The 19,621-nt window shown below is 66.8% G+C and carries 21 protein-coding genes; 7 read left to right on the top strand and 14 right to left on the bottom strand.

What is annotated here, in order from left to right; all coding sequences use genetic code 11:
* Positions 1-62 precede the first annotated feature (62 nt).
* On the top strand, positions 63-743 hold the full coding sequence (locus KF796_20015) for a DJ-1/PfpI family protein (protein MBX3588924.1): 681 nt from the start codon (positions 63-65) through the stop codon (positions 741-743).
* Between the two features lie 8 nt (positions 744-751).
* Entirely contained in the window at positions 752-1,384 is a 633-nt protein-coding gene (locus KF796_20020) for a glutathione S-transferase C-terminal domain-containing protein (protein MBX3588925.1), read from the top strand.
* 21 nt (positions 1,385-1,405) lie between these two features.
* Here KF796_20020 and KF796_20025 read toward each other — a convergent pair whose 3' ends face one another.
* Both KF796_20025 and KF796_20030 read right to left on the bottom strand, forming a co-directional pair.
* Complete coding sequence (locus tag KF796_20025) at positions 1,406-2,509, bottom strand: transglutaminase family protein (GenBank protein ID MBX3588926.1); 1,104 nt, start codon at positions 2,507-2,509, stop codon at positions 1,406-1,408.
* A 54-nt stretch (positions 2,510-2,563) separates the two neighbouring features.
* Positions 2,564-3,094, bottom strand: coding sequence for a TlpA family protein disulfide reductase (locus KF796_20030; protein ID MBX3588927.1), 531 nt, complete (start codon positions 3,092-3,094; stop codon positions 2,564-2,566).
* A 92-nt stretch (positions 3,095-3,186) separates the two neighbouring features.
* On the opposite strand from KF796_20030, the gene selD reads away from it, so the two are divergent.
* The 4 genes from selD to KF796_20050 all read left to right on the top strand — a co-directional run bounded on the left by selD (position 3,187) and on the right by KF796_20050 (position 9,492).
* Entirely contained in the window at positions 3,187-5,466 is a 2,280-nt protein-coding gene (gene selD / locus KF796_20035; protein MBX3588928.1) for a selenide, water dikinase SelD, read from the top strand.
* A gap of 205 nt (positions 5,467-5,671) precedes the next feature.
* Positions 5,672-6,607, top strand: coding sequence for an RNA polymerase sigma factor RpoH (gene rpoH / locus KF796_20040; protein MBX3588929.1), 936 nt, complete (start codon positions 5,672-5,674; stop codon positions 6,605-6,607).
* Positions 6,608-6,682: 75 nt separating this feature from the next.
* Positions 6,683-8,383, top strand: coding sequence for a GGDEF domain-containing protein (locus KF796_20045; GenBank protein ID MBX3588930.1), 1,701 nt, complete (start codon positions 6,683-6,685; stop codon positions 8,381-8,383).
* Between the two features lie 71 nt (positions 8,384-8,454).
* Positions 8,455-9,492: a tripartite tricarboxylate transporter substrate binding protein gene (locus tag KF796_20050; protein MBX3588931.1), complete on the top strand. Its 1,038-nt coding sequence runs from the start codon at positions 8,455-8,457 to the stop codon at positions 9,490-9,492.
* Positions 9,493-9,582: 90 nt separating this feature from the next.
* Here the strand turns inward: KF796_20050 and KF796_20055 are convergent, their stop codons facing one another.
* Genes KF796_20055 through KF796_20080 form a run of 6 tightly spaced genes read right to left on the bottom strand, consistent with a single transcriptional unit; the run spans position 9,583 to position 14,555 of the window.
* The gene (locus tag KF796_20055) at positions 9,583-10,395 is read right to left on the bottom strand and encodes a DNA alkylation repair protein (GenBank protein ID MBX3588932.1); all 813 of its coding nucleotides are present in this window, start codon (positions 10,393-10,395) and stop codon (positions 9,583-9,585) included.
* A gap of 2 nt (positions 10,396-10,397) precedes the next feature.
* Complete coding sequence (locus KF796_20060; protein ID MBX3588933.1) at positions 10,398-11,006, bottom strand: SCO family protein; 609 nt, start codon at positions 11,004-11,006, stop codon at positions 10,398-10,400.
* A 10-nt stretch (positions 11,007-11,016) separates the two neighbouring features.
* Positions 11,017-11,916: a heme o synthase gene (locus KF796_20065; protein ID MBX3588934.1), complete on the bottom strand. Its 900-nt coding sequence runs from the start codon at positions 11,914-11,916 to the stop codon at positions 11,017-11,019.
* A complete protein-coding gene (locus KF796_20070) occupies positions 11,913-13,079 on the bottom strand; it encodes a COX15/CtaA family protein (GenBank protein MBX3588935.1) in 1,167 nt (388 codons plus the stop codon). The genes KF796_20065 and KF796_20070 overlap by 4 nt, the downstream gene beginning before the upstream one ends.
* A gap of 2 nt (positions 13,080-13,081) precedes the next feature.
* The gene (locus tag KF796_20075) at positions 13,082-13,831 is read right to left on the bottom strand and encodes a hypothetical protein (GenBank protein ID MBX3588936.1); all 750 of its coding nucleotides are present in this window, start codon (positions 13,829-13,831) and stop codon (positions 13,082-13,084) included.
* Positions 13,770-14,555, bottom strand: a complete 786-nt coding sequence (locus KF796_20080) for an SURF1 family protein (protein ID MBX3588937.1) — start codon at positions 14,553-14,555, stop codon at positions 13,770-13,772. Before KF796_20080 ends, KF796_20075 begins: the two co-directional genes overlap by 62 nt.
* Positions 14,556-14,558: 3 nt before the next feature.
* On the opposite strand from KF796_20080, the gene KF796_20085 reads away from it, so the two are divergent.
* Positions 14,559-14,780 carry a twin transmembrane helix small protein gene (locus KF796_20085; GenBank protein ID MBX3588938.1) on the top strand — a complete coding sequence of 74 codons (222 nt, stop codon included), beginning with the start codon at positions 14,559-14,561 and terminating at the stop codon, positions 14,778-14,780.
* Between the two features lie 65 nt (positions 14,781-14,845).
* On the opposite strand, the gene KF796_20090 is transcribed toward KF796_20085, so the two are convergent.
* Genes KF796_20090 through coxB form a run of 6 tightly spaced genes read right to left on the bottom strand, consistent with a single transcriptional unit; the run spans position 14,846 to position 19,572 of the window.
* A complete protein-coding gene (locus KF796_20090; protein ID MBX3588939.1) occupies positions 14,846-15,727 on the bottom strand; it encodes a cytochrome c oxidase subunit 3 in 882 nt (293 codons plus the stop codon).
* Positions 15,728-15,768: 41 nt separating this feature from the next.
* A complete protein-coding gene (locus KF796_20095) occupies positions 15,769-15,987 on the bottom strand; it encodes a DUF2970 domain-containing protein (GenBank protein MBX3588940.1) in 219 nt (72 codons plus the stop codon).
* Positions 15,984-16,610, bottom strand: a complete 627-nt coding sequence (locus KF796_20100; GenBank protein MBX3588941.1) for a cytochrome c oxidase assembly protein — start codon at positions 16,608-16,610, stop codon at positions 15,984-15,986. Before KF796_20100 ends, KF796_20095 begins: the two co-directional genes overlap by 4 nt.
* Before the next feature lie 13 nt (positions 16,611-16,623).
* Positions 16,624-16,734 (bottom strand): cytochrome oxidase small assembly protein, encoded by a 111-nt coding sequence (locus KF796_20105; GenBank protein ID MBX3588942.1) that lies wholly within the window; start codon positions 16,732-16,734, stop codon positions 16,624-16,626.
* A gap of 7 nt (positions 16,735-16,741) precedes the next feature.
* The gene (gene ctaD / locus KF796_20110; GenBank protein MBX3588943.1) at positions 16,742-18,355 is read right to left on the bottom strand and encodes a cytochrome c oxidase subunit I; all 1,614 of its coding nucleotides are present in this window, start codon (positions 18,353-18,355) and stop codon (positions 16,742-16,744) included.
* A 35-nt stretch (positions 18,356-18,390) separates the two neighbouring features.
* Complete coding sequence (gene coxB, locus KF796_20115) at positions 18,391-19,572, bottom strand: cytochrome c oxidase subunit II (GenBank protein ID MBX3588944.1); 1,182 nt, start codon at positions 19,570-19,572, stop codon at positions 18,391-18,393.
* Positions 19,573-19,621 lie beyond the last annotated feature (49 nt).

Here is a 19,621-nt window from a genome sequence, read left to right on the forward strand (position 1 = left end):
ATTCACACCGAGGCCGGAAGAACCAAGAATCCACACTCCCTGTTTTATTTGAAGGACCCAAGATGCGTTTGTCGATCGTGCTGCGTGATGGATTCACCGCCCTGGACATTGTGGGCGGCTACGAGGTGCTGGCCAACCTGCCGGGCATGGACGTGGAGTTTGTGGCCCCTCAAACCGGCCTGGTCTGGGCCGACACCCGGCGCCTGGCGCTGCAGGCCTGGCGCAGCTATGCGCAGACCGAATCCACCGACATCCTCTATGTGCCCGGCGGCCCGGGCGTCACGCCGGGGCTGGACGATGCCGAACTGATGGCCACCCTCGTGCGGCTGCATGCCACGTCCACCTGGACGGTGGGCATCTGCAATGGCGTGGAATGGCTGGGCAAGGCCGGCGTGATCACCGGCAAGGAAGTCACCACCAACTGGGCCTGCCGCGACAAGGTGGCCGCCCACGGCGCCACGGTCAACCACCGGCGCTACCACCGTGACGGCAAGATCATCACCGGGGCCGGCGTGTCCGCGAGCATCGACGCCAGCCTGTTCCTGGCAGGCCTTCTGGCGGGGGAAGACGTGGCGAAGACGCTGCAGCTGGGCATCGAGTACTACCCCGAGCCGCCCTTTGGCAATGGCACGCCGGACGAGGCGCCGGCCATGGCCCAGGCATTCATCCGGCAATTCGAGGCCGATGGCGCGCGGCGCATCCAGGCCCTGGCCTCCCGGATTCCACAACTCCCTGCCCAGTGAGCACCTCCATGGACCTTTATTTCGCCCCCCTTGCCTGCTCGTTTGCCAGCCACCTGCTGATCCGTGAAGCCGGTCTGGCGGTCAACCTCATCCCGGTGTCGCTGTCACGCAAGCAACTGGAAACAGGCACCGACTATTTCTCCATCGCGCCCAAGGGCCAGGTGCCGGTGCTGCGCTTTGACGATGGCCGTTTGCTCACCGAAAACGCCGCCGTGCTGCAGGTGCTGGCCCGGCAGGCGGCCACGCAAGGCAGCGCCGGCTACCTGCCGCAAGCCGGCACCTGGGCGCACGACGAAACGCTGGAGTGGCTCAGCTTCATTGGCACCGAGATTCACAAGCAATGCCTTTACCCCATGTTCCAGCGCGACGCGCCTGATGCCGTCAAGGCGTGGTCATGTGGCCGGCTGGCCGACAAGCTGCGTACCGTGGCAAGCCGTGTGGCGGATCGTCCGTTTCTGGTGGGCAACCAGTTCACCGTGGCCGACGCCTACCTCGCCTGGGCGCTGATGCTGTGCGAGCAGTCGGGCGTGGGCTTTCAGGGCGTTGAGGGCCTGCACGCCTACTGGACGCAGGTGAAGGCCCGGCCCGCCTTTGGTGAATGCCTGGCGCACGAGGCACGGCTGTACAAGACGCTGGCCTGAGGCGCCCCCAGGCCCCGGCGCTCAGGCCTTGATCTCGCGGGCCGTGATGATGTACTTGAATTCGTCCGGGGCCAGCGTGTCGAAGCGCCCGCCCGCGTTCTCGCCGTTGGGGTACATGAAGAAGCCCACCTTCGGGCCCCTGGAGCCGGGCAGGGCCACATCGTGCGCCGTATTGAAGGCCAGCCAGTTGCCCTCCCAGCCGCCGTACAGCGCCTTGTAGACCGGGGCCACCACCGGGTCGCTGGTGGACTTGATCCAGTCCGCCGTTTCAAAGCGCATGACCTTGCCCACATCGGCCGGGTCCATGGCCACCCAGCCATATTGCGCCAGGAACACCTCGGCGCGGCAGTGCTGGGCGCCCGTGAGGTTGGCCGGGTTGCCCGACAGCTGCTTGTAGCCAAAGGCCGAAGGCACCAGGCGGATGCCATAGACATCGCGCGCCGGCACACCCGCCGCGCGGCACAGGCCCACGAACAGTGCATTGATGTCGCCGCACTTGCCGCCCAGGTTGCCGGTTTCCAGCATGGTCTTGATGTCACCCACGCCGCAGCCGCGCACCTTGGGGTCGCGGAAGGTGTTGGCCACCGTCCATTCGTACAGCTTGCGCACCTTGTCCACATCCGACGTGGCGCCGCGCGTCGCTTCCAGCGCGGTCTTTTTCACGATGCCGTCGGTGGGCATCAGCTCGGTGGGCTGGGTCCAGTATTTCAGCAGGGCCGGGTCTTCGCTCACGGCCTTCTTGCTGCTCCAGTCGATCGCGCGGTCTTGCGTGCGAAAGCGGCTGACCAGCTCCACCTGGGGCCTGGGCTCGCCCGGGGCAAATTCGGCCACCAGCATCCGGGCGCCGTAATGCGCATCCGCAGCCTGCCGCATGGTTTGAGCATTGCCGGACCAATGGCTGTCCAGCGACTGCTGGTAGTCGCTGTCGACCGACGGAATCGGCAGCCAGACGCGCGTGGTGCCCTGGGGGTTCTGCACCTCGACCTGCGTGGTGATTTCAAAGGTGCGCCAGTTGCCCGGGCGCGGGCTGAACTGGCGCGGCTCGGCCGCGGCGAGTGAAGAAAAGCCGGGCAAGGCCAGCGCGGCAGAGGCTTGCAGAAGTTGGCGGCGGTTGAATTCAGACATGGGTGTTTCCTGGTCGTGGCGCAAGGGCGAATGGGGGGTTGCGGATGCCAGGCCTCAGCGGCTGGCCGCCTTCAACAGCGGCGCGATCAGCTTTTCGGCATCCGGAGCAGCCCAATCATACTCACCGGTCACCGTGAAGCGGGGCCGGCCGGTGGCGTCGATGATCACCGTGGTCGGGAAGATGCGCCGGGTCCAGGCCTTGGCGGCGGTGCCGTCACGGTCCATGGCCACGGGCAGTTGCAGCCCCGTGCCCTCGAGGAACCGGCGCACGCGCGCTTCATGCTCCTGGTAATTGACGGCCAGCACCACCAGCTTGCCGCCGGCCGCGTGCAGTTGCGCCAACTGCTCGAGCGACGGCATTTCGGCGCGGCAAGGCTCGCACCAGGTGGCCCAGAAGTTCAGCACCACCACCTTGCCTTTGAGGCTGGCCAGGGTCCACGGCTGGCCATCCAGACCGGCCAGCGCCAAAGCCGGCGTCGGCTTTGCCGCGGGCCAAGGCTGGACCTCAAAACCGGCCCAACCCGCCAGGGGCCAGCACAGCGCCCAGGCCATAGCCAGGCCACGCCACAAGGCAGGCCTGTTCATGGTGCGAGGAAAGCGAATACGGCCACTGGCAAAAACTCCGCAAAATGCGCTGTGTGAAAGACGCCAAGTTATAACCCTGATGATGAGCCCGCATGCAAACGCCTGAACAACCCGTCCTGCGCGACATCGTCCTCATTGGCGGCGGGCACAGCCATGTGGGCGTGCTGCGGCGCTTTGGCATGCAGCCCGAACCCGGCGTGCGGCTCACCGTGATCTGCACCGACACGCACACGCCCTATTCCGGCATGCTGCCGGGCTACATCGCCGGGCATTACGACTATGACGAGGTGCACATCGACCTGGCGCGCCTTGCGGTGTTTGCCGGCGCGCGGCTGTACCGCGACGAAGTCATCGGCATCGACCGCGTCGCGGGCCAGGTGCTGTGCGCCCACCGCCCGCCCGTGCCCTACGACCTGCTGTCGGTCAACATCGGCTCCACGCCGCAGGTTGCCAAGGTGCCCGGGGCCGCCGAACATGCCGTGCCGGTCAAGCCCATCCACCAGTTCAACCAGCGCTGGCTGGCCCTGCTGGCGCGCGTGCGCGAGCATGCCGGCCCCACCACGCTCGCGGTGGTGGGCGGCGGCGCCGGTGGCGTGGAACTCACGCTGGCCATGCAGCACCGGCTGCGCCACGAGCTGGTAGCCCTGGGCCGCGACCCCGACGAGCTGACGTTTCACCTGTTCACCGCCAGCGCCACCCTCCTGCCCACGCACAACGCGGGCGTGCAACGCCGGTTTGAGCGCGTGCTGGCGCAGCGCGGCGTGAAGCTGCACCTCAACGCCGAAGTCCAGCAGGTCCGCGAGGGCCAGTTGCAGACCGCCACAGGCGCCAGGCAGAACGCCGACGAGATCATCTGGGTCACGCAGGCCGGCGGGCCCGCCTGGCTGCGCAGCACCGGGCTGGCACTGGACGCCGGCGGCTTCATCCAGGTGAACGACTGCCTGCAGACCCTGACCGACCCGCGCATCTTTGCGGCCGGCGACATCGCCGCCATCGTGGACCGCCCGCTGGAGAAGGCCGGCGTGTTTGCGGTGCGCATGGGGCCGCCGCTGGCCGACAACCTGCGCCGCAGCGTGCGGGGCCTGCCGCTGCGCCCCTACCGGCCGCAGCGCCGCTGGCTGGCGCTGATCAGCACCGGCGACCGCCACGCCATCGCCTCGCGCGGCGCGCTGGGCTTTGAGGGCGACTGGGTCTGGCGCTGGAAGGACTGGATCGACCGCCGCTTCATGCAGCGCTTCAGCGAGTTCCCGCCCATGGCCAGCCAGCCACCGGTCGCCATCGCACCCACGCTGCCGCTGACGCCCGACGAGTCGCTGCAGGCCCTCTCGGCCATCGCCATGCGCTGCGGCGGTTGCGGCGCCAAGGTGGGCGCCACTGTGCTGTCACGCGCGCTGGGCGGGCTGCATCCCGTGGAGCGTGACGATGTGCTGGTGGGCCTGCAATCGCCCGACGACGCGGCCATCGTGCGCGTGCCGCCGGGCAAGGCCATGGTGCACACGGTGGATTTCTTCCGCGCGTTCATTGACGACCCCTACCTGTTCGGCAAGGTCGCGGCCCACCATGCACTGGGCGACATCTTTGCGATGGGTGGCGAAGCGCAATCGGCCACGGCCATTGCCACGGTGCCCGCGGGCCTGGAGGCCAAGGTGGGTGACCTTCTGCTGCAGATGATGACCGGGGCCGTGGAGGTGCTCAACGAAGCCGGCTGCGCGCTGGTCGGCGGCCACACCGGCGAAGGCCGCGAGCTGGCGCTGGGCTTTGCCATCAACGGGCTGGTGGACGATAACCTGAAGGGCGTGATGCGCAAGGGCGGCATGCGCCCCGGCGACGTGCTGCTGCTGACCAAGCCGCTGGGCACGGGCACGCTGTTTGCCGCGCACGCGCTGGCCGCTGCCAGGGGCCGCTGGATCGACGCCGCGCTGCAGTCGATGCAGGTGTCCAACCGCGCTGGCTCGCAGATCCTGCGAACCCATGGCGCCACCGCCTGCACCGATGTCACGGGCTTTGGCCTGCTGGGCCACCTGGTGGAGATGACCCGGCCCTCCGGCGTGGACGCCGAACTGCAGCTGTCGGCACTGCCGTTGCTCGATGGGGCGTTGGACTGCGTGGCCGCCGGCATGGTGAGCTCGCTGCAGCCCGCCAACGTGCGGCTGCGCCGCGCCATCCGCAACCAGGACGTGTTTGTGAGCGACCCGCGCTACCCGCTGCTGTTTGACCCGCAGACCGCGGGCGGGCTGCTGGCGAGTGTGCCGGCGGATCAGGCCGCCGCCTGTCTGGCGGCGTTGCGGGAGGCGGGGTATGCCAGCGCCGCCTTCATTGGGCGAGTGTTGGCGCAGGGCGACGAGATGGCGCCTGTGGGGCTGGTGCGATGAGTCATCGCCTCGCGCCGCGACTCGAGCTCAGGGTGTGCAACACGAGAAAATGTGTGCGCCCACTCACATATTTACTCTTTCCCTCACATTCGGCTAAGTCTGAGGGGTTACCCTAGGGGCTGGCTATCTGACCGATAGAACCTCCCGATTAGCACTCGATCTACCAGAGTGCTAACATTGATTCTGATTTGAAAGGAGTTCTGGTATGACTACTGCCACTGGAGCCTCTCCCGCCACCGCGCTCGCCGTTGCCAACCCTTGGGCTGTTGTGCCCCCGCTGGGCAACCTCGACGCCTATATTTCCGCCGTCAACCGGCTGCCGATGCTCACGCTCGAGGAAGAGCAGACCTTCGCGCGCAAGCTCAAGGATGAAAACGACCTCGAAGCCGCCGGAAAGCTGGTGCTGTCGCACCTGCGCCTGGTGGTGTCGGTCTCGCGCAAGTACCTGGGTTATGGCCTGCCCCACGGCGACCTGATCCAGGAAGGCAACATCGGCCTGATGAAGGCCGTGAAGCGCTTTGACCCCGACCAGGGCGTGCGCCTGGTGAGCTACGCCCTGCACTGGATCCGCGCCGAGATCCATGAGTACATCCTGAAGAACTGGCGCATGGTCAAGGTGGCCACCACCAAGGCCCAGCGCAAGCTGTTCTTCAACCTGCGCTCGATGAAGCAGGGCTTCAAGGACGACGCCGATGTGGAAACCCACCGCGACACGCTGACCGACGCCCAGATCGACGTCATGGCCAAGGAGCTGAACGTCAAGCGCGAGGAAGTCATCGAGATGGAAACGCGCATGTCGGGCGGCGATGTGATGCTGGACCCGGCGCCCAATGACGATGGCGAAGAAGGCTTCGGCCCGATCGCCTACCTGGCCGACGCCAGCCACGAGCCCACGGCCATGATGGAGTCGCGCCAGCGTGACGAGCTGGCCACCGACGGCATTGCCACCGCGCTGGAAAGCCTGGACGCGCGCAGCCGCCGCATCGTGGAGGAGCGCTGGCTCAAGGTCAACGACAACGGCTCGGGCGGCCTCACGCTGCACGACCTGGCCGCCGAATACGGCGTGAGCGCCGAGCGGATCCGCCAGATCGAGGTGGCCGCCATGAAGAAAATGAAGAAGGCGCTGGCGGCGTACGCCTGATCAGCGCAACGCTTTGAAACCCGAAAGGCCCGGCATCCCCGGGCCTTTTTTGTGACAATCAGCCCGGTGTCAAGAATGCGCAAATGGTGGGTGGGGGTGCTCTGGCTGGCGGGCCTGTGCGCCGCCGTGGCGCAGGAACTGCCCGGCCCCATCACGCTGACCCCCACCACCGCGCCGCTGTCGCTGGACAACCGCAGCCTGTACTGGATAGACCCGACGGCGCAGGTCAAGGTCGAGCAGCTGGAAGCGGGCGAGCCGCCGGTGCCCTGGGCGCTGCGCGGCACGCACCCCCAGTACAACATCGACGGCAAGGCCCTGTGGTTCCAGTTTGACGCCGTCACGCCGCCCACCGGCCACTGGTTTCTTGAACTGGCTTCGTCGGGGGTGGACCGGGCCCAGCTGTTCTACCGCGGCGCCGACGGGCAGTGGGTGCGCCACGAGGCCGGCGACAGCAAGGCCGTGTCCGACTGGCCGCTGCCCGGCCGTTTCCCGACCTTCGAGCTGGCCGGCCGCCGCGGCGACGTGGTGCGCTACTGGCTGCGCGTGGAGCATGCGCGCGTCAATTTCGCCACGCCGCTGAACCTGTACAACCTGCGCGAGCTGGCCGCCTCGCGCGAGCGCGAGCAGTTCCTGCTGGGCGCCTACTTTGGCCTGGCCGCGCTGATCGTGCTCGTGTCCCTGGCCAACGCCGTGGTCTACCGCGACCGCAACTTTGCGGCCTATGCGACCTATGTGTTCGCGCTGAGCGCGGGGCAGCTGGCCTACTTGGGCGTGGGCGCCCAGCACATCTGGAACGAATGGCTGCGCTGGAACGAGGTGGCCACCTTCATCCTGCCGGGCGTGTCGTCGGCCGTGGGCCTGTGGTTCGTGCGCATGGTGACCGAGCCCGCGCGCTTTTCGCGCCACCTGGACCTCGCGGTGTGGGCCCTGATCCTGGCCGTGCTGTCGTCGGTGGCGCTGGACACGGTGCTGACATCGCGCGCCAGCTTCGCCGTGGTCATGGTGCTGACGGTGCTGTCGCTGGCCGTGGTCATGGTGCTGATCGGGCTGGTCTGGGCCCAGGGCGATGACCCGGCCATCCGCCTCATTGCGCTGGGCTTTATGCCGGTGGTGCTGCTGGCGCTGTTCCCGCTGGCGCGGGGGATGAACCTGATCCCCACCAGCGCGCTGACGCGCTATGGCCTGTCGATTGGCGCGATGCTGGAGATGCCCATCCTGTTCTACGCGCTGAGCCTGCGCGGCACCCTGCGGCGCGAGACCCAGGTGCGGGCCGCCTCGCTGTCGCGCACCGACCCGCTCACCGGGCTGGCCGACAACCGCACCTTGATGCGCCGCCTTGACGGCGCGCTGGCCCGCGCGGCCAGCCAGGGCCATTCGTGCGCGCTGCTGGTGGTCAGGCTGGCCAACCTGGACAGCATGGTGCTGGAGCACGGTCGCGAGACCGGCGACCGCGCCCTGGTGCTGGCCACCTCGCTGCTGCGCCATGTGGTGACCGATGTGGACCTCGTGGCCCGCGTGGGCGAGCAGCAATTCGCGCTGCTGCTTGACGGGCCCACCACCGACCTGGCGGTACAGGCCTGCGCCACGCGCGTGGTGGCCAGCGGGCTGCGCGAGTCCGAGGCATTGCCCGGCGGCGTGACGCTGCGCTTCCACGTGGCCGCCGCGATCCTGCCCGACGGCCAGCGCGACGCGGCCAGTAGCCTGAAGTGGTTACAGGAGGTGGTGGCCGAGATGGCCAGGGACACACGCAAGTCGATTCGCGCCATGAATTTCTGACGATCTGCCTGTAGCATGACGGCCTGCCGCGGCCAACCCGCCGGGCTTTCCAAACTCAAGGAGTCTTCCGCATGTTCAAGCAACTTCCCCGCCGGGCCACCCTGCTGGCCGCCGTCGCACTCGTGTGCGGCACCGCCCTGGCCCAGACGCCCGCCAAAAGCCCGGCGTCCAAGCCTGCCAAGAGCGCCAAGAGCACCGAGGGCGCGCCACTGAACTGGCCCACCAAGCCGGTGCGCCTGATGGTGGGCTTCCCCGGCGGCTCCACGCCCGACCTGGTGGCCCGCACCATCGCCGAGCCGCTGTCCAAGGCGCTGGGCCAGCCGGTGGTCGTCGAGAACCGGCCCGGCGCGGGCGGCAACATCGCGGCCGACGTGGTGGCCAAGTCCACCGACAACCACACGCTGGGCATCATGATCAACGGCAACATGACGATCGCCAAGATCCTGAACCCGGCCACGCCGTTTGACCCGATCAAGGACCTCGCGCCGATCAGCCTGATCGGCACCGCGCCGCTGCTGCTCACCGCGCCGGCCAGCCTGCCCTTCAACAACGCGCAGGAGTTCTTCCTGGCCGCGCGCAACGGCGGTGACAAGTGGAGCTACGCCTCGCCCGGCATCGGCACCGTGGGCCACATCGGCATGGAACTGCTCAAGACCAAGACCAACATTGCGCCGGTGCATGTGCCCTACCCCGGCAACCCGCAGGTCATCAACGCGATGATCGGCGGTCAGATCCAGCTCGCGCTGCTGCCCCCGGGCCTGGCGGCGCCGCAGATCCGCGCCGGCAAGCTCAAGGCCGTGGGCGTGACCTCGGTCAACCGCAGCCCGCTGGTGCCCGAGTACCCCAGCCTGGACGAGGGCGGCGTGCGCGGCTTCCAGCTCGAGATCTGGACCGCCGCCGCGGGCCCGGCCAACCTGCCCAAGCCCATCGTGGCCAAGCTGTCGGGCCTGATCAGCGAGATCGCGCGCAGCCCCGACGTGCGCCAGAAGCTGTTCCAGCAAGGCTGGCAGGTGGCTGGCACCTCGGCCGAAGGCCTGGCCAACCGGGTCAAGTCAGACACCAACCTGCTGGGCGGCGTGATTGTGATGCGCGGGATCAAGGCCCAGTAAGCCGCCGCCTCCACCCCCCTCGAAAAAGCCGCCGCGAGCGGCTTTTTAAATCAAATCGGGCTGGAGTCCAGGCCTGGCGGCCACTGTGCGCTATGTTTTCTGTAGCGTCCGGCGGGCGCGGCGGACAATGTAGGCGGTGGCCGGCGCCGCGGATTCCCGCGCCCACCGCTCGCACAGCCCGTCCACCCACTGCGGCTGGCTCTTGCTGGCGTCATTGAGCCAGTTGGCCACCGAGTTCTGCACATAGCGGCTGGCGTCGGCGCGCAGCGGCTCGATCAGGGGCAGCGCGCGCCAGGGCTCGGCCTTGAAGACCTCGATCTGCGCGCACCAGACGCCGCGAGGGCGCGTGAGCTCGCTGGCAAAGCGGCGGACGTTCTCGTCGGTGCTGCGCACCCAGGGCAGCAGCAGGCCCAGCGCCTCGTCGGGCGCGGCCACCACCTCGTCACGCAGGGCCATCCAGGCAAACTCGCGCACGCCAAAGTGCGCGTCGGCCGCAAACCGGCGCACGCTCGCGAGCTTGCCGGCCAGGCCCAGGCCCGAGAACATCACCCACTGCGTGGCCCAGGCGCGCGCCACGTCGCTCGCGTGGCTGGCCAGCGCATGGGCCACGGCATCACGGTCCGCACGGGCCGCGGTCATGTCGTACAGCGCACGGGCCACATGCTCGTGGCGCTTCATGGGCTTGAAGGCGGCCAGCATGGCCAGCGTATCGGTCAGGCGCTCGGCATGAGCGTCCAGCCCGATGTGGCCGGCCACCGCACGGGCCAGCCGCGCGAGGTCGAGCGCAAGGAATTCATTGAGGTTGACCGTGGGCACGAGCCCGTCGCCCAGCGCCTGCAGCACCTCGGGCGGGATCAGCGCGATCCGCGCCGCGCCCTTGCGCCCCAGCAGGTGCTGCACCATGGTCAGCGGCTCTTGAGCAGCAGCTTCACGTCGTCGGCCAGCGCCTGCGCGCCGCCACCGTAGCGCGTGTACAGGCGGATGTGGCCCTGCGTGTCGTAGATGTAGCTGCCCGCCGAGTGGTCCATGGTGTAGCTCGTGGGGGTCTTGCCGTCGACCTTCTTGTAGTAGACCTTGAAGTCCTTGGCCACGGCGGCGAGCTGCTCGGGCGTGCCGCGCAGCGCCAGAAATGACGGGTCGAAGTTGGCCATGTAGGCCTTGAGCACCTCGGGCGTGTCGCGCGCCGGATCGACCGTGATGAACACGCCCTGCAGCTTGTCGGCATCGGGGCCCAGCGAGCGCTTGACCTCGGCCAGTTCAACCATCGAGGTGGGGCAGACATCGGGGCACTGGGTGTAGCCGAAGAACACGACCACGATCTTGCCCTTGAAGTCGGCGATGCCGCGCGGCTGGCCGTTGTGGTCGGTCAGCGGGAAGTCCTTGGCGTAGTCGGCGCCCGTGATGTCGATCGCGTGGAACTGCGGCTTTTGCTCCGAACAGGCAGTCAACAGGCCTGTAGTCCCCGCCAGCAGGGCACTTGCCGCTATGAAATACGTAGCAATTCGACGGTTCATGTGAGAAGCCTCAAAGCAGGTAGTGGTCCAGCAGCAGCGCCGCGAACAGCAGGCTGAGGTGGATCAACGAGAAACGGAAGGTGCGGCGCGCCAGCGCGTCGGAGTAGTTGCGCCAGAGCTTCCAGGCGTAGCCGGTGAAGCCGCAGCTCAGCACCAGCGCCACCACCAGGTACAGCCACGAGCTCATGCCATAGGCAAACGGCATCAGGCAGGCCGCGAACAGCACCAGCGTGTACAGGAACACCTGCAGCCGCGTGAACTCGTTGCCGTGCGTCACGGGCAGCATGGGCAGGCCCGACTTGCGGTAGTCCTCCACGCGGTACAGGGCCAGCGCCCAGAAATGCGGCGGCGTCCACAGGAAGATGATCAGGAACAGGATCAGCGCCTCGGGGCCGACGTCCCCGGTCATCGCCGCCCAGCCCAGCACCGGCGGCATGGCGCCCGAGGCGCCTCCGATCACGATGTTCTGCGGCGTCAACGGCTTGAGGATCATCGTGTAGATCACCGCATAGCCCACAAAGGTGGCAAAGGTCAGCCACATGGTCAGCGGGTTGACCCACACGTAGAGCAGCCAGGAGCCGGCCGCGCACAGCACGGCCGAGAACAGCAGGGTCTCCCAGTCACTGAGCTCACCCTGGGCCGTGGGCCGCCAGGCGGTGCGCTTCATCTTGGCGTCGATGCCTTTTTCGACAATGCAGTTGAAGGCTGCGGCGGCGCCCGCCACCAGCCAGATGCCCAGGCAAGCCAACGCAGCGCGACCAGCTTCGGCCAGCGTGGGCACACCGGGCACGGCCAGCACCATGCCGATCAGCGCGCAGAACACGATGAGCTGGATCACGCGCGGCTTGGTCAGTGCGTGGAACTGCTGGATGCGCGACGGCGCCATGGCGGTTTGGGAGGGACTCGTCATGCGGAAAGGCTCGATGCGTTGAGTTTGGAGGCGCTCACGGAGTTGCCGGCAAAGCGGCTTTCACCCAGCGCCCAGGTCAGCACCGCGACCAGCGCGGCGGCGCCACCGGTGTGCAGCACCGCGGCCACCAGCGGCCAGTCGAGCACCACGTTGGACAGGCCGGTGGCGAACTGCAGCAGGGCCAGGCCCGCGAGCCAGCGAGCCTGCGTGCGCAGCGCATGGATGCGGTTCAGCCGCCAGGCCAGCAGGCCCAGCGCGACAAACACCACGCCCGCGAACAGGCGGTGCGTGAAATGGATGGCGGTGAGCGCGCCAAAACCGATGTGCTCGCCCTGCGCCGTCATGCCCAGCTCGCGCCAGAGTTCAAAGCCGGCGCGAAATTCCATGTACGGCCACCAGCTGCCCTGGCAGGTGGGAAAGGTGTTGCAGGCCAGCACCGCGTAGTTGGTGCTGACCCAGCCGCCCAGCGCCACCTGGGCCCAGACCAGCGCGAACACCGACAGCAGCAGCCAGCGCGTGACATTGGCCAGCGGCACGGGCGTGGTCTCGCGCCAGGCCTGGGTGTGGCGCACCGCCTGCGCGCACAGTAGGCACAGCAGCACCAGCCCGCCCAGCAGGTGCAGCGTGACGATGGCGGGGAACAGCTTCATGGTCACCGTGAGCGCGCCAAACGCGCCCTGCAGGCAGACCCAGAACAGCGTGAGCGTGGGCCACCACGGGTTCACCGGCACCCCGCCCTGGTTGTGCTTGCGCTGCAGCCAGGTGGTCACGGCCAGCGTGAGGATCAGCACGCCCACGCCGGTGGCCAGGTAGCGGTGCACCATCTCGACCCAGGCCTTGCCATGCGTGACCGGGCCGGTGGGCATGGCGCTTTGCGCCGCGCTGATCTCGGCATGCGCGCCCACGGGGCTGGCATTGCCATAGCAGCCGGGCCAGTCGGGGCAGCCCAGGCCCGAGTCGGTCAGCCGTGTGAAGGCACCGAACAGCACGAGGTCGAAGGTCAGGAACAGCGTGAGCAGCGTGAGCGCGCGCAGCCGCCGCGTGGGCGAGGCCTGCGGGTTGCGGACCCAGACCCAGGCCAGCGGGCCGAGCGCCACCACCACGCCCATCAGCATGAGGCGCAGCGCGGGCGCGAGGTCGTACAGGGGCTGGGTGGCGTCCATGCTCAGTGGGCCGGCCGGCCGGCTTCGTCCCACGACGCCGAGGCGCGCATCAGGCGCTCCAGGTCGCGCTTGATCTTCGCGGCCGAGGCCGCGTCAATCTTCGCCGCGAGGTTGACCGGGGGAAACCGCATCATCCAGTTGCCCAGCGGGTCCACCAGGTAGAGCTGGTCATGCAGCGATCGCCCTGATGAGGGTTCCAGCCACTGCGCCAACTGAGCGGAGTCCACGCGCAGCACCGTGGCCTGCCGCAGCGCCGGCAGCAGCGCGGCGCGCACCGGCTCGGCGTCAGGCACCAGCCAGACCCAGTCGAGCCGGTCCTTGTCCTTGCCCAGGCCTTCGCGCAGCTGGCGCTGCAGGTACAGGTGTTTCTCGCACGCGGCATCACAGGCCCCGCCCGCCACATTGATCAGCAGCCACTGGCCCTTGAGGCTGCGCAGGTTCACGGGCTTGCCGTCGGTCGTGATGCCCGTGATGTCGGGCAGCGGGCGCTGCGGCTCCACCAGCTCGCCATAGTTGCGCCGGCCCTCAGGCCGCACCACGTAGTAGGTGAAGTACGAGGCAATCACCGGCGCCGCGCAGACCAGCAGCACGGCGATCATTTTCCAGCGCCCGCGCACGGTGCGGCCCGCGTCGCCGGCCGTGGCCTCCTGAAGCGTGGGCATGGAATGGACCGTCAGGCCCAGAGGCTCGTCAAACGCCTCGGGTGGCCTGCGGCCGCTTGCGTCGGGGTGCGATGAATTGGTACCAGACATAGAGAATTGCCATCAGGCCGCTGAGCCCGAACCATTGAAAAGCGTAACCGTAGTGTTTGCCGACCCCGCTGGCCACCTCGGGCCAGTCGCGTTGCAGGCCTTCGGAGGCCGCACCCGTCTGCAGCACGGTCCAGAGCGCCACCGGCAAGCCGGTCTGCGCGCCATAGGCGGCCAGGTCCAGATTTTGCCGGATGACGGAAGACCCTGATTCGGGCCCCGCGGCCGACCCTGATGTGAACTCGAACAGCCGCGAAGGCGCCGGCGCCAGGCGCCCGTCAACCAGCACCTCGCCCGGCGGCGTCTGCACGGGTGGCAGGCGCTCGCGGTCGATGAAGTTGCGGGCCACCCAGCCGCGCTGCACCATGACCACCTCGTGCAGGCCGGCGGGCTGGAAGGCCGTGAGCACATAAAAACCCGGCCGCCCCCCCATCTGCCGGTTGTCCAGGTAGATGGTGTGCCCGGGCAGCCACTGGCCCCGCAGCCGGACTGGCCGGTGAATCTCGCTTGCTACATTTTCAATAGCAGCAAGTGCCCGGTTATCAAGGACTGGCCGCTGTTTTTGCGCCTCAATGCTGGCGTGGATCGCTTCTTTCTGGGCGGCGCGCGAGAGCTGCCAGAAGCCCAGCGCCTGGGTCAGCGCCACGCCCGCCACGGTGGCCAGGGTGATGAGCCAGAAGCGCAGGCCAGGGCGGCGCGGTTTTTTTGCACTCACGGGATAATGCACTCCATGAAATACCTGGTGGTGCTCGCGTTCGTGGCCATTCTGGCCAGCCTGGGCTCTGCCCTGTTCTTCATGATGAAGGACGGGCGTGAGGGCAAGGCCAAGACCAGCAACATGGTACGGGCACTGGCGTTCCGCGTGGGGTTTTCCATCCTGCTGTTCATCTGCATCCTGATTGCCTGGAAACTCGGCTACATCCACCCCACGGGCATCCAGGCCGGGCAGTAGCGCACCGGGCGGCGGCATCAACAAAAAAAGCGCCTCGCGGCGCTTTTTTCATGGGCGCAGGCTGCTTACAGCCAGTACACCAGCACATACAGACCCAGCCAGACCACGTCCACGAAGTGCCAGTACCAGGCCGCGCCTTCAAAACCGAAGTGGCGGTCGGCGGTGAAATGGCCCTTCATGAGGCGCAGCGTGATGAACAGCAGCATCAGCATGCCGACGAACACGTGGAAGCCATGGAAGCCCGTGAGCATGAAGAAGGTGGAACCGTAGGCGCCCGATGCCAGCGTCAGGCCCATCTCGTGGTAGGCGTGGTAGTACTCGTAGCCCTGCACGCCCAGGAAGGTCACGCCCAGCAGCACGGTGATCCACATGAAGGCAATGGTGCGGGCGCGGTGGTTCTCGCGCAGGGCATGGTGGGCAATGGTCAGCGTCACGCCCGAGCTGAGCAGCAACGCGGTGTTGATGGTGGGCAGCCAGAACGGCGTCATGGTCTGGAAGGGCTCGACGATGCCACCGGGCGATGCCGTGGCGCCGGCGGCCAGGCTGGGCCACACGGCCTTGAAGTCGGGCCACAGCAGCGCGTTGTCCAGGCTGCCGAGCGCGGGCACCGAGTGCGAACGCATCCACCACAGCGCGGTGAAGAAGGCGCCGAAGAACATCACCTCCGAGAAGATGAACCAGCTCATGCTCCAGCGGAACGACAGGTCGATCTTGTGGCCGTACTGGCCGCCTTCGCTTTCGCCCACCGCGTCGCGGAACCACTGGAACAGCACACCAAACAGCCACAGCAGGCCGAACATCAGCGAGAACTTGCCCCAGCCATGGCCGTTGATCCACTGGGCCGCGCCCAGAATGACCCAGAACAGCCCGAAAGCCGCGAACGCCGGATGGCGCGAGGGCTGGGGAACGAAATAGTATGGCGTGGTGCCGTGGGCGGTTGAACTCATATCAGCTCCTGACTCTCGATCTTTTAATCATTGCGGGGCCGTCATTTGACGACCCAGTTGACCAGCACCACCAGCCCCACCACAAAGCACACCGCGGCGGCGATGCCGACCACGATGATGTGCAGGGGGTTGGCTTGCGCCAGGTCCTGTTTGTATTCACTGTTCTTGCGGATGCCGATGAACGACCAGGCCACGGTCTTGACCGTGCGCAGGAACGAGGCCTTGGGGGCGGCCGCGACCGGCCGCTGCGAGGCGCTCACGAACCGGCCTCCCGCTTGACGGGCGCCGCAGGCACGGTGGACAGGGCCACGGCCGGCGGTGGCGGCACCTTGCCACCGATTTCAAAGAAGGTGTACGACAGCGTGATGGTCTTGACGTCTTTCGACAGCTTGGGGTCGATCACGAACACCACGGGCCAGGTTTTTTTCTCGCCCGGGTCCAGCGTGTACTGGTTGAAGCAGAAGCACTCGAGCTTGTGGAAATGCGAGGCCGCCTGGCGCGGCGCGTAGCTCGGGATCGCCTGGGCCGCCATGCGGCGGTCCTGCACGTTCTGGAACTCGTACATCACGGTCGTCAACTGGCCCGGGTGCACCTGCACCGAGTTGCGCTCGGGCTTGAACTTCCAGGGGCCCAGCGAATTGGCGTCAAATTCAACGGTGATGGTGCGGCTCAGGTCGACCTGCGAATTGGCCGGCAGCTTGACGTCCTTGCCGGCGGTGCCGTTGCCGGGCACCTGCCGCTCGGACAGCGACAGGATGTTGATGCCCGTGGCCTCGCAGATGGACTTGTAGACCGGCACCAGCACATAGCCGAACGCGAACATGCCGGCCGTGATCACGGCCAGCTTGCCCACCATCCTGACGTTTGCGCTGCGAAGGCTCATGGGTTGACCGGCTTCAGCGGGACAACAGAACCATCTTGACCATGAACCCGAAGAACAGCACCACGGCCACCGACGCGAGGATCAGCGCCATGCGCAGGTTGCTCTTCTTCTGTTCGGGGGTCATGCCGTCCTCAGCCGATCACCTTGGTCGCCGTGGCATCGAGCTTGGGCGGGGTTTCAAAGGTGTGGAAGGGCGCGGGCGAGGGAACTTCCCACTCCAGGCCTTCGGCGGCTTCCCAGGGCTTTTGCGAAGCTTTTTCGCCCTTGCCGCGCATGGTGGGCAGCACGATGAACAGGAAGAAATAAACCTGCGCCAGACCGAAGGCAAATGCGCCAAACGAGGCCACGGCGTTGAAGTCGGCGAACTGCATGGGGTAGTCAGCATAGCGGCGCGGCATGCCGGCCAGGCCCAGGAAGTGCATCGGGAAGAAGGTCACGTTGAAGGCAATCAGCGACCACCAGAAGTGCACCTTGCCGCGGAACTCGTTGTACATCACGCCGGTCCACTTGGGCGACCAGTAGTAGTAGCCCGCGAACATGGCGTACAGCGAGCCGGCCACCAGCACGTAGTGGAAGTGGGCCACCACGTAGTAGGTGTCCTGCAGCTGGATGTCGATCGGCGCCATGGCCAGGATCAGGCCCGTGAAGCCGCCCATCGTGAACACGAAGATGAAGCCCACGGCGAACAGCATGGGGGTTTCAAAGGTCATCGAGCCCTGCCACATGGTGGCGATCCAGTTGAAGATCTTCACGGCCGTGGGCACCGCGATCAGCATGGTCGCGTACATGAAGAACAGCTGGCCCGTCACCGGCATGCCGGTGGTGAACATGTGGTGCGCCCAGACGATGAACGACAGGATGGCGATCGAGCTGGTGGCGTACACCATGGAGGCGTAGCCAAACAGCTTCTTGCGCGCAAACGCCGGCACGATCTGGCTGATGATGCCGAAGGCCGGCAGGATCATGATGTACACCTCGGGGTGGCCGAAGAACCAGAAGATGTGCTGGTACATCACCGGGTCGCCGCCGCCGGCGGGGTTGAAGAAGGTCGTGCCGAAGTGGCGGTCGGTCAGCGTCATGGTGATCGCGCCGGCCAGCACGGGCATCACGGCGATCAGCAGGTAGGCGGTGATGAGCCAGGTCCAGGCGAACATCGGCATCTTCATCAGCGTCATGCCGGGGGCGCGCATGTTGAGGATGGTCACGATGATGTTGATCGAGCCCATGATCGACGAGGCACCCAGGATGTGCATGGCAAAGATGCCGGCGTCCATCGACGGGCCCATCTGCAGCGTCAGCGGCGCGTACAGCGTCCAGCCGGCCGCGGGAGCGCCGCCGGGCATGAAGAAGCTGCCCACCAGCATCAGGCCGGCCGGCACCATCAGCCAGAAGCTGAAGTTGTTCATGCGGGCAAAGGCCATGTCGGCCGCGCCGATCTGCAGCGGGATCATCCAGTTGGCGAAGCCCACGAAGCCCGGCATGATCGCGCCGAACACCATGATCAGGCCGTGCATGGTGGTGAGCTGGTTGAACAGCTCGGGGTTGACCAGCTGCAGGCCGGGCTGGAACAGCTCGGCGCGGATCAGCAGGGCCAGCACACCGCCCACCATGAGCATGGTGAACGAGAACAGCAGGTACAGCGTGCCGATGTCCTTGTGGTTGGTCGCGTAGACCCAGCGGCGCCAGCCAGTGGGCGCATGGTCATGGTGATCGTCGTGGGCGTGATGGTCGAGGACTGCACTCATCTTGGTTTCCTTGATTTGTCCGTTGCGCCAGCGGCTTACTTGCCGCGCTGGGCCAGCACTTCAGCCGGCTGCACGAGCTGACCGGTCTTGTTGGACCAGTTGTTCTTGGTGAAAGTGATCACGGCCGCCAGGTCGGTGTCCGACAGCTGCTTCCAGGCGGGCATGGCGCCATTGTTCTGGCCGTTCAGCAGCACGTGGATCTGCACGTTCTTGTCGGCGTCCAGCACCTTGGGCGAGCCGTCCAGCGCCTTGATCGGGCCAGCGCCCTTGCCGTTGGGCTGGTGGCAGGCCGCGCAGTTGGCGGCGTAGACCTTCTCGCCGCGCTTCATGATGTCTTCCAGGGTCCAGACCTTGCTCGGGTCGTCGAGCTTGGCGGCCATCTTTTTCTTCTCGCCATCGACCCACTTGGTGTAGTCCTCGGCGGACACGACCTTGACGTTGATGGGCATGTAGGCGTGCTCCTTGCCGCACAGCTCCTGGCACTGGCCGTAGTACATGCCGATCTTCTCGGCGCGGAACCAGGTGTCACGCACAAAGCCGGGAATCGCGTCCTGCTTGATGCCGAAGGCCGGCACGGCAAAGGCGTGGATCACGTCATTGGCGGTGGTGATCACGCGGACCTTCTTGCCCACGGGCACCACCAGCGGGTTGTCGACCTTGAGCAGGTAGTCGTCGGGGATGTCGCCCTTGGCGCCGTTGTTGGACATCTCGCGGTGCGTGGCGTCCAGCGTGGAGACGAAGCCAATGCCCTCGCCCTCGCCCTTGATGTAGTCGTAGCCCCATTTCCACTGGTAGCCGGTGGCCTTGACGGTCAGGTCGGCGTTGGTGGTGTCCTTGGAGGCCACCAGAACCTTGGTGGCGGGCAGCGCCATCAGGATCACGATGATGAAGGGGATGATGGTCCAGATCACCTCGACCGTGACCGACTCATGGAAGTTGGCCGGCTTGTGGCCCACCGACTTGCGGTGCTTCCAGATCGAATAGAACATGACCGCGAACACGGCAATGAAGATCACCGTGCACAGGATCATCATGAACCAGTGCAGCCAGTGCTGCTCCTCGGCAATGCGGGTGACCGCCGGAGGCAGGTTGAGCTGGCGCACTGCGGGGCCGCCGGGCAGGTCGTTGACAGCCCACGCCGCGGTGCTGAACCAGGCGCCAGTGGCAAGACCCAGATTCAGCAGCAGTGAAGCCAATTTGCTGGAAATGCTCTTCATCGTGTTCACTTCTTCATTGCCTCAATTTAACCAATCCCGCACCGCCAGC

Origin of the sequence: Ramlibacter sp. (assembly GCA_019635435.1) — a bacterium.
Classification (GTDB): Bacteria; Pseudomonadota; Gammaproteobacteria; order Burkholderiales; family Burkholderiaceae_C; genus JAHBZM01.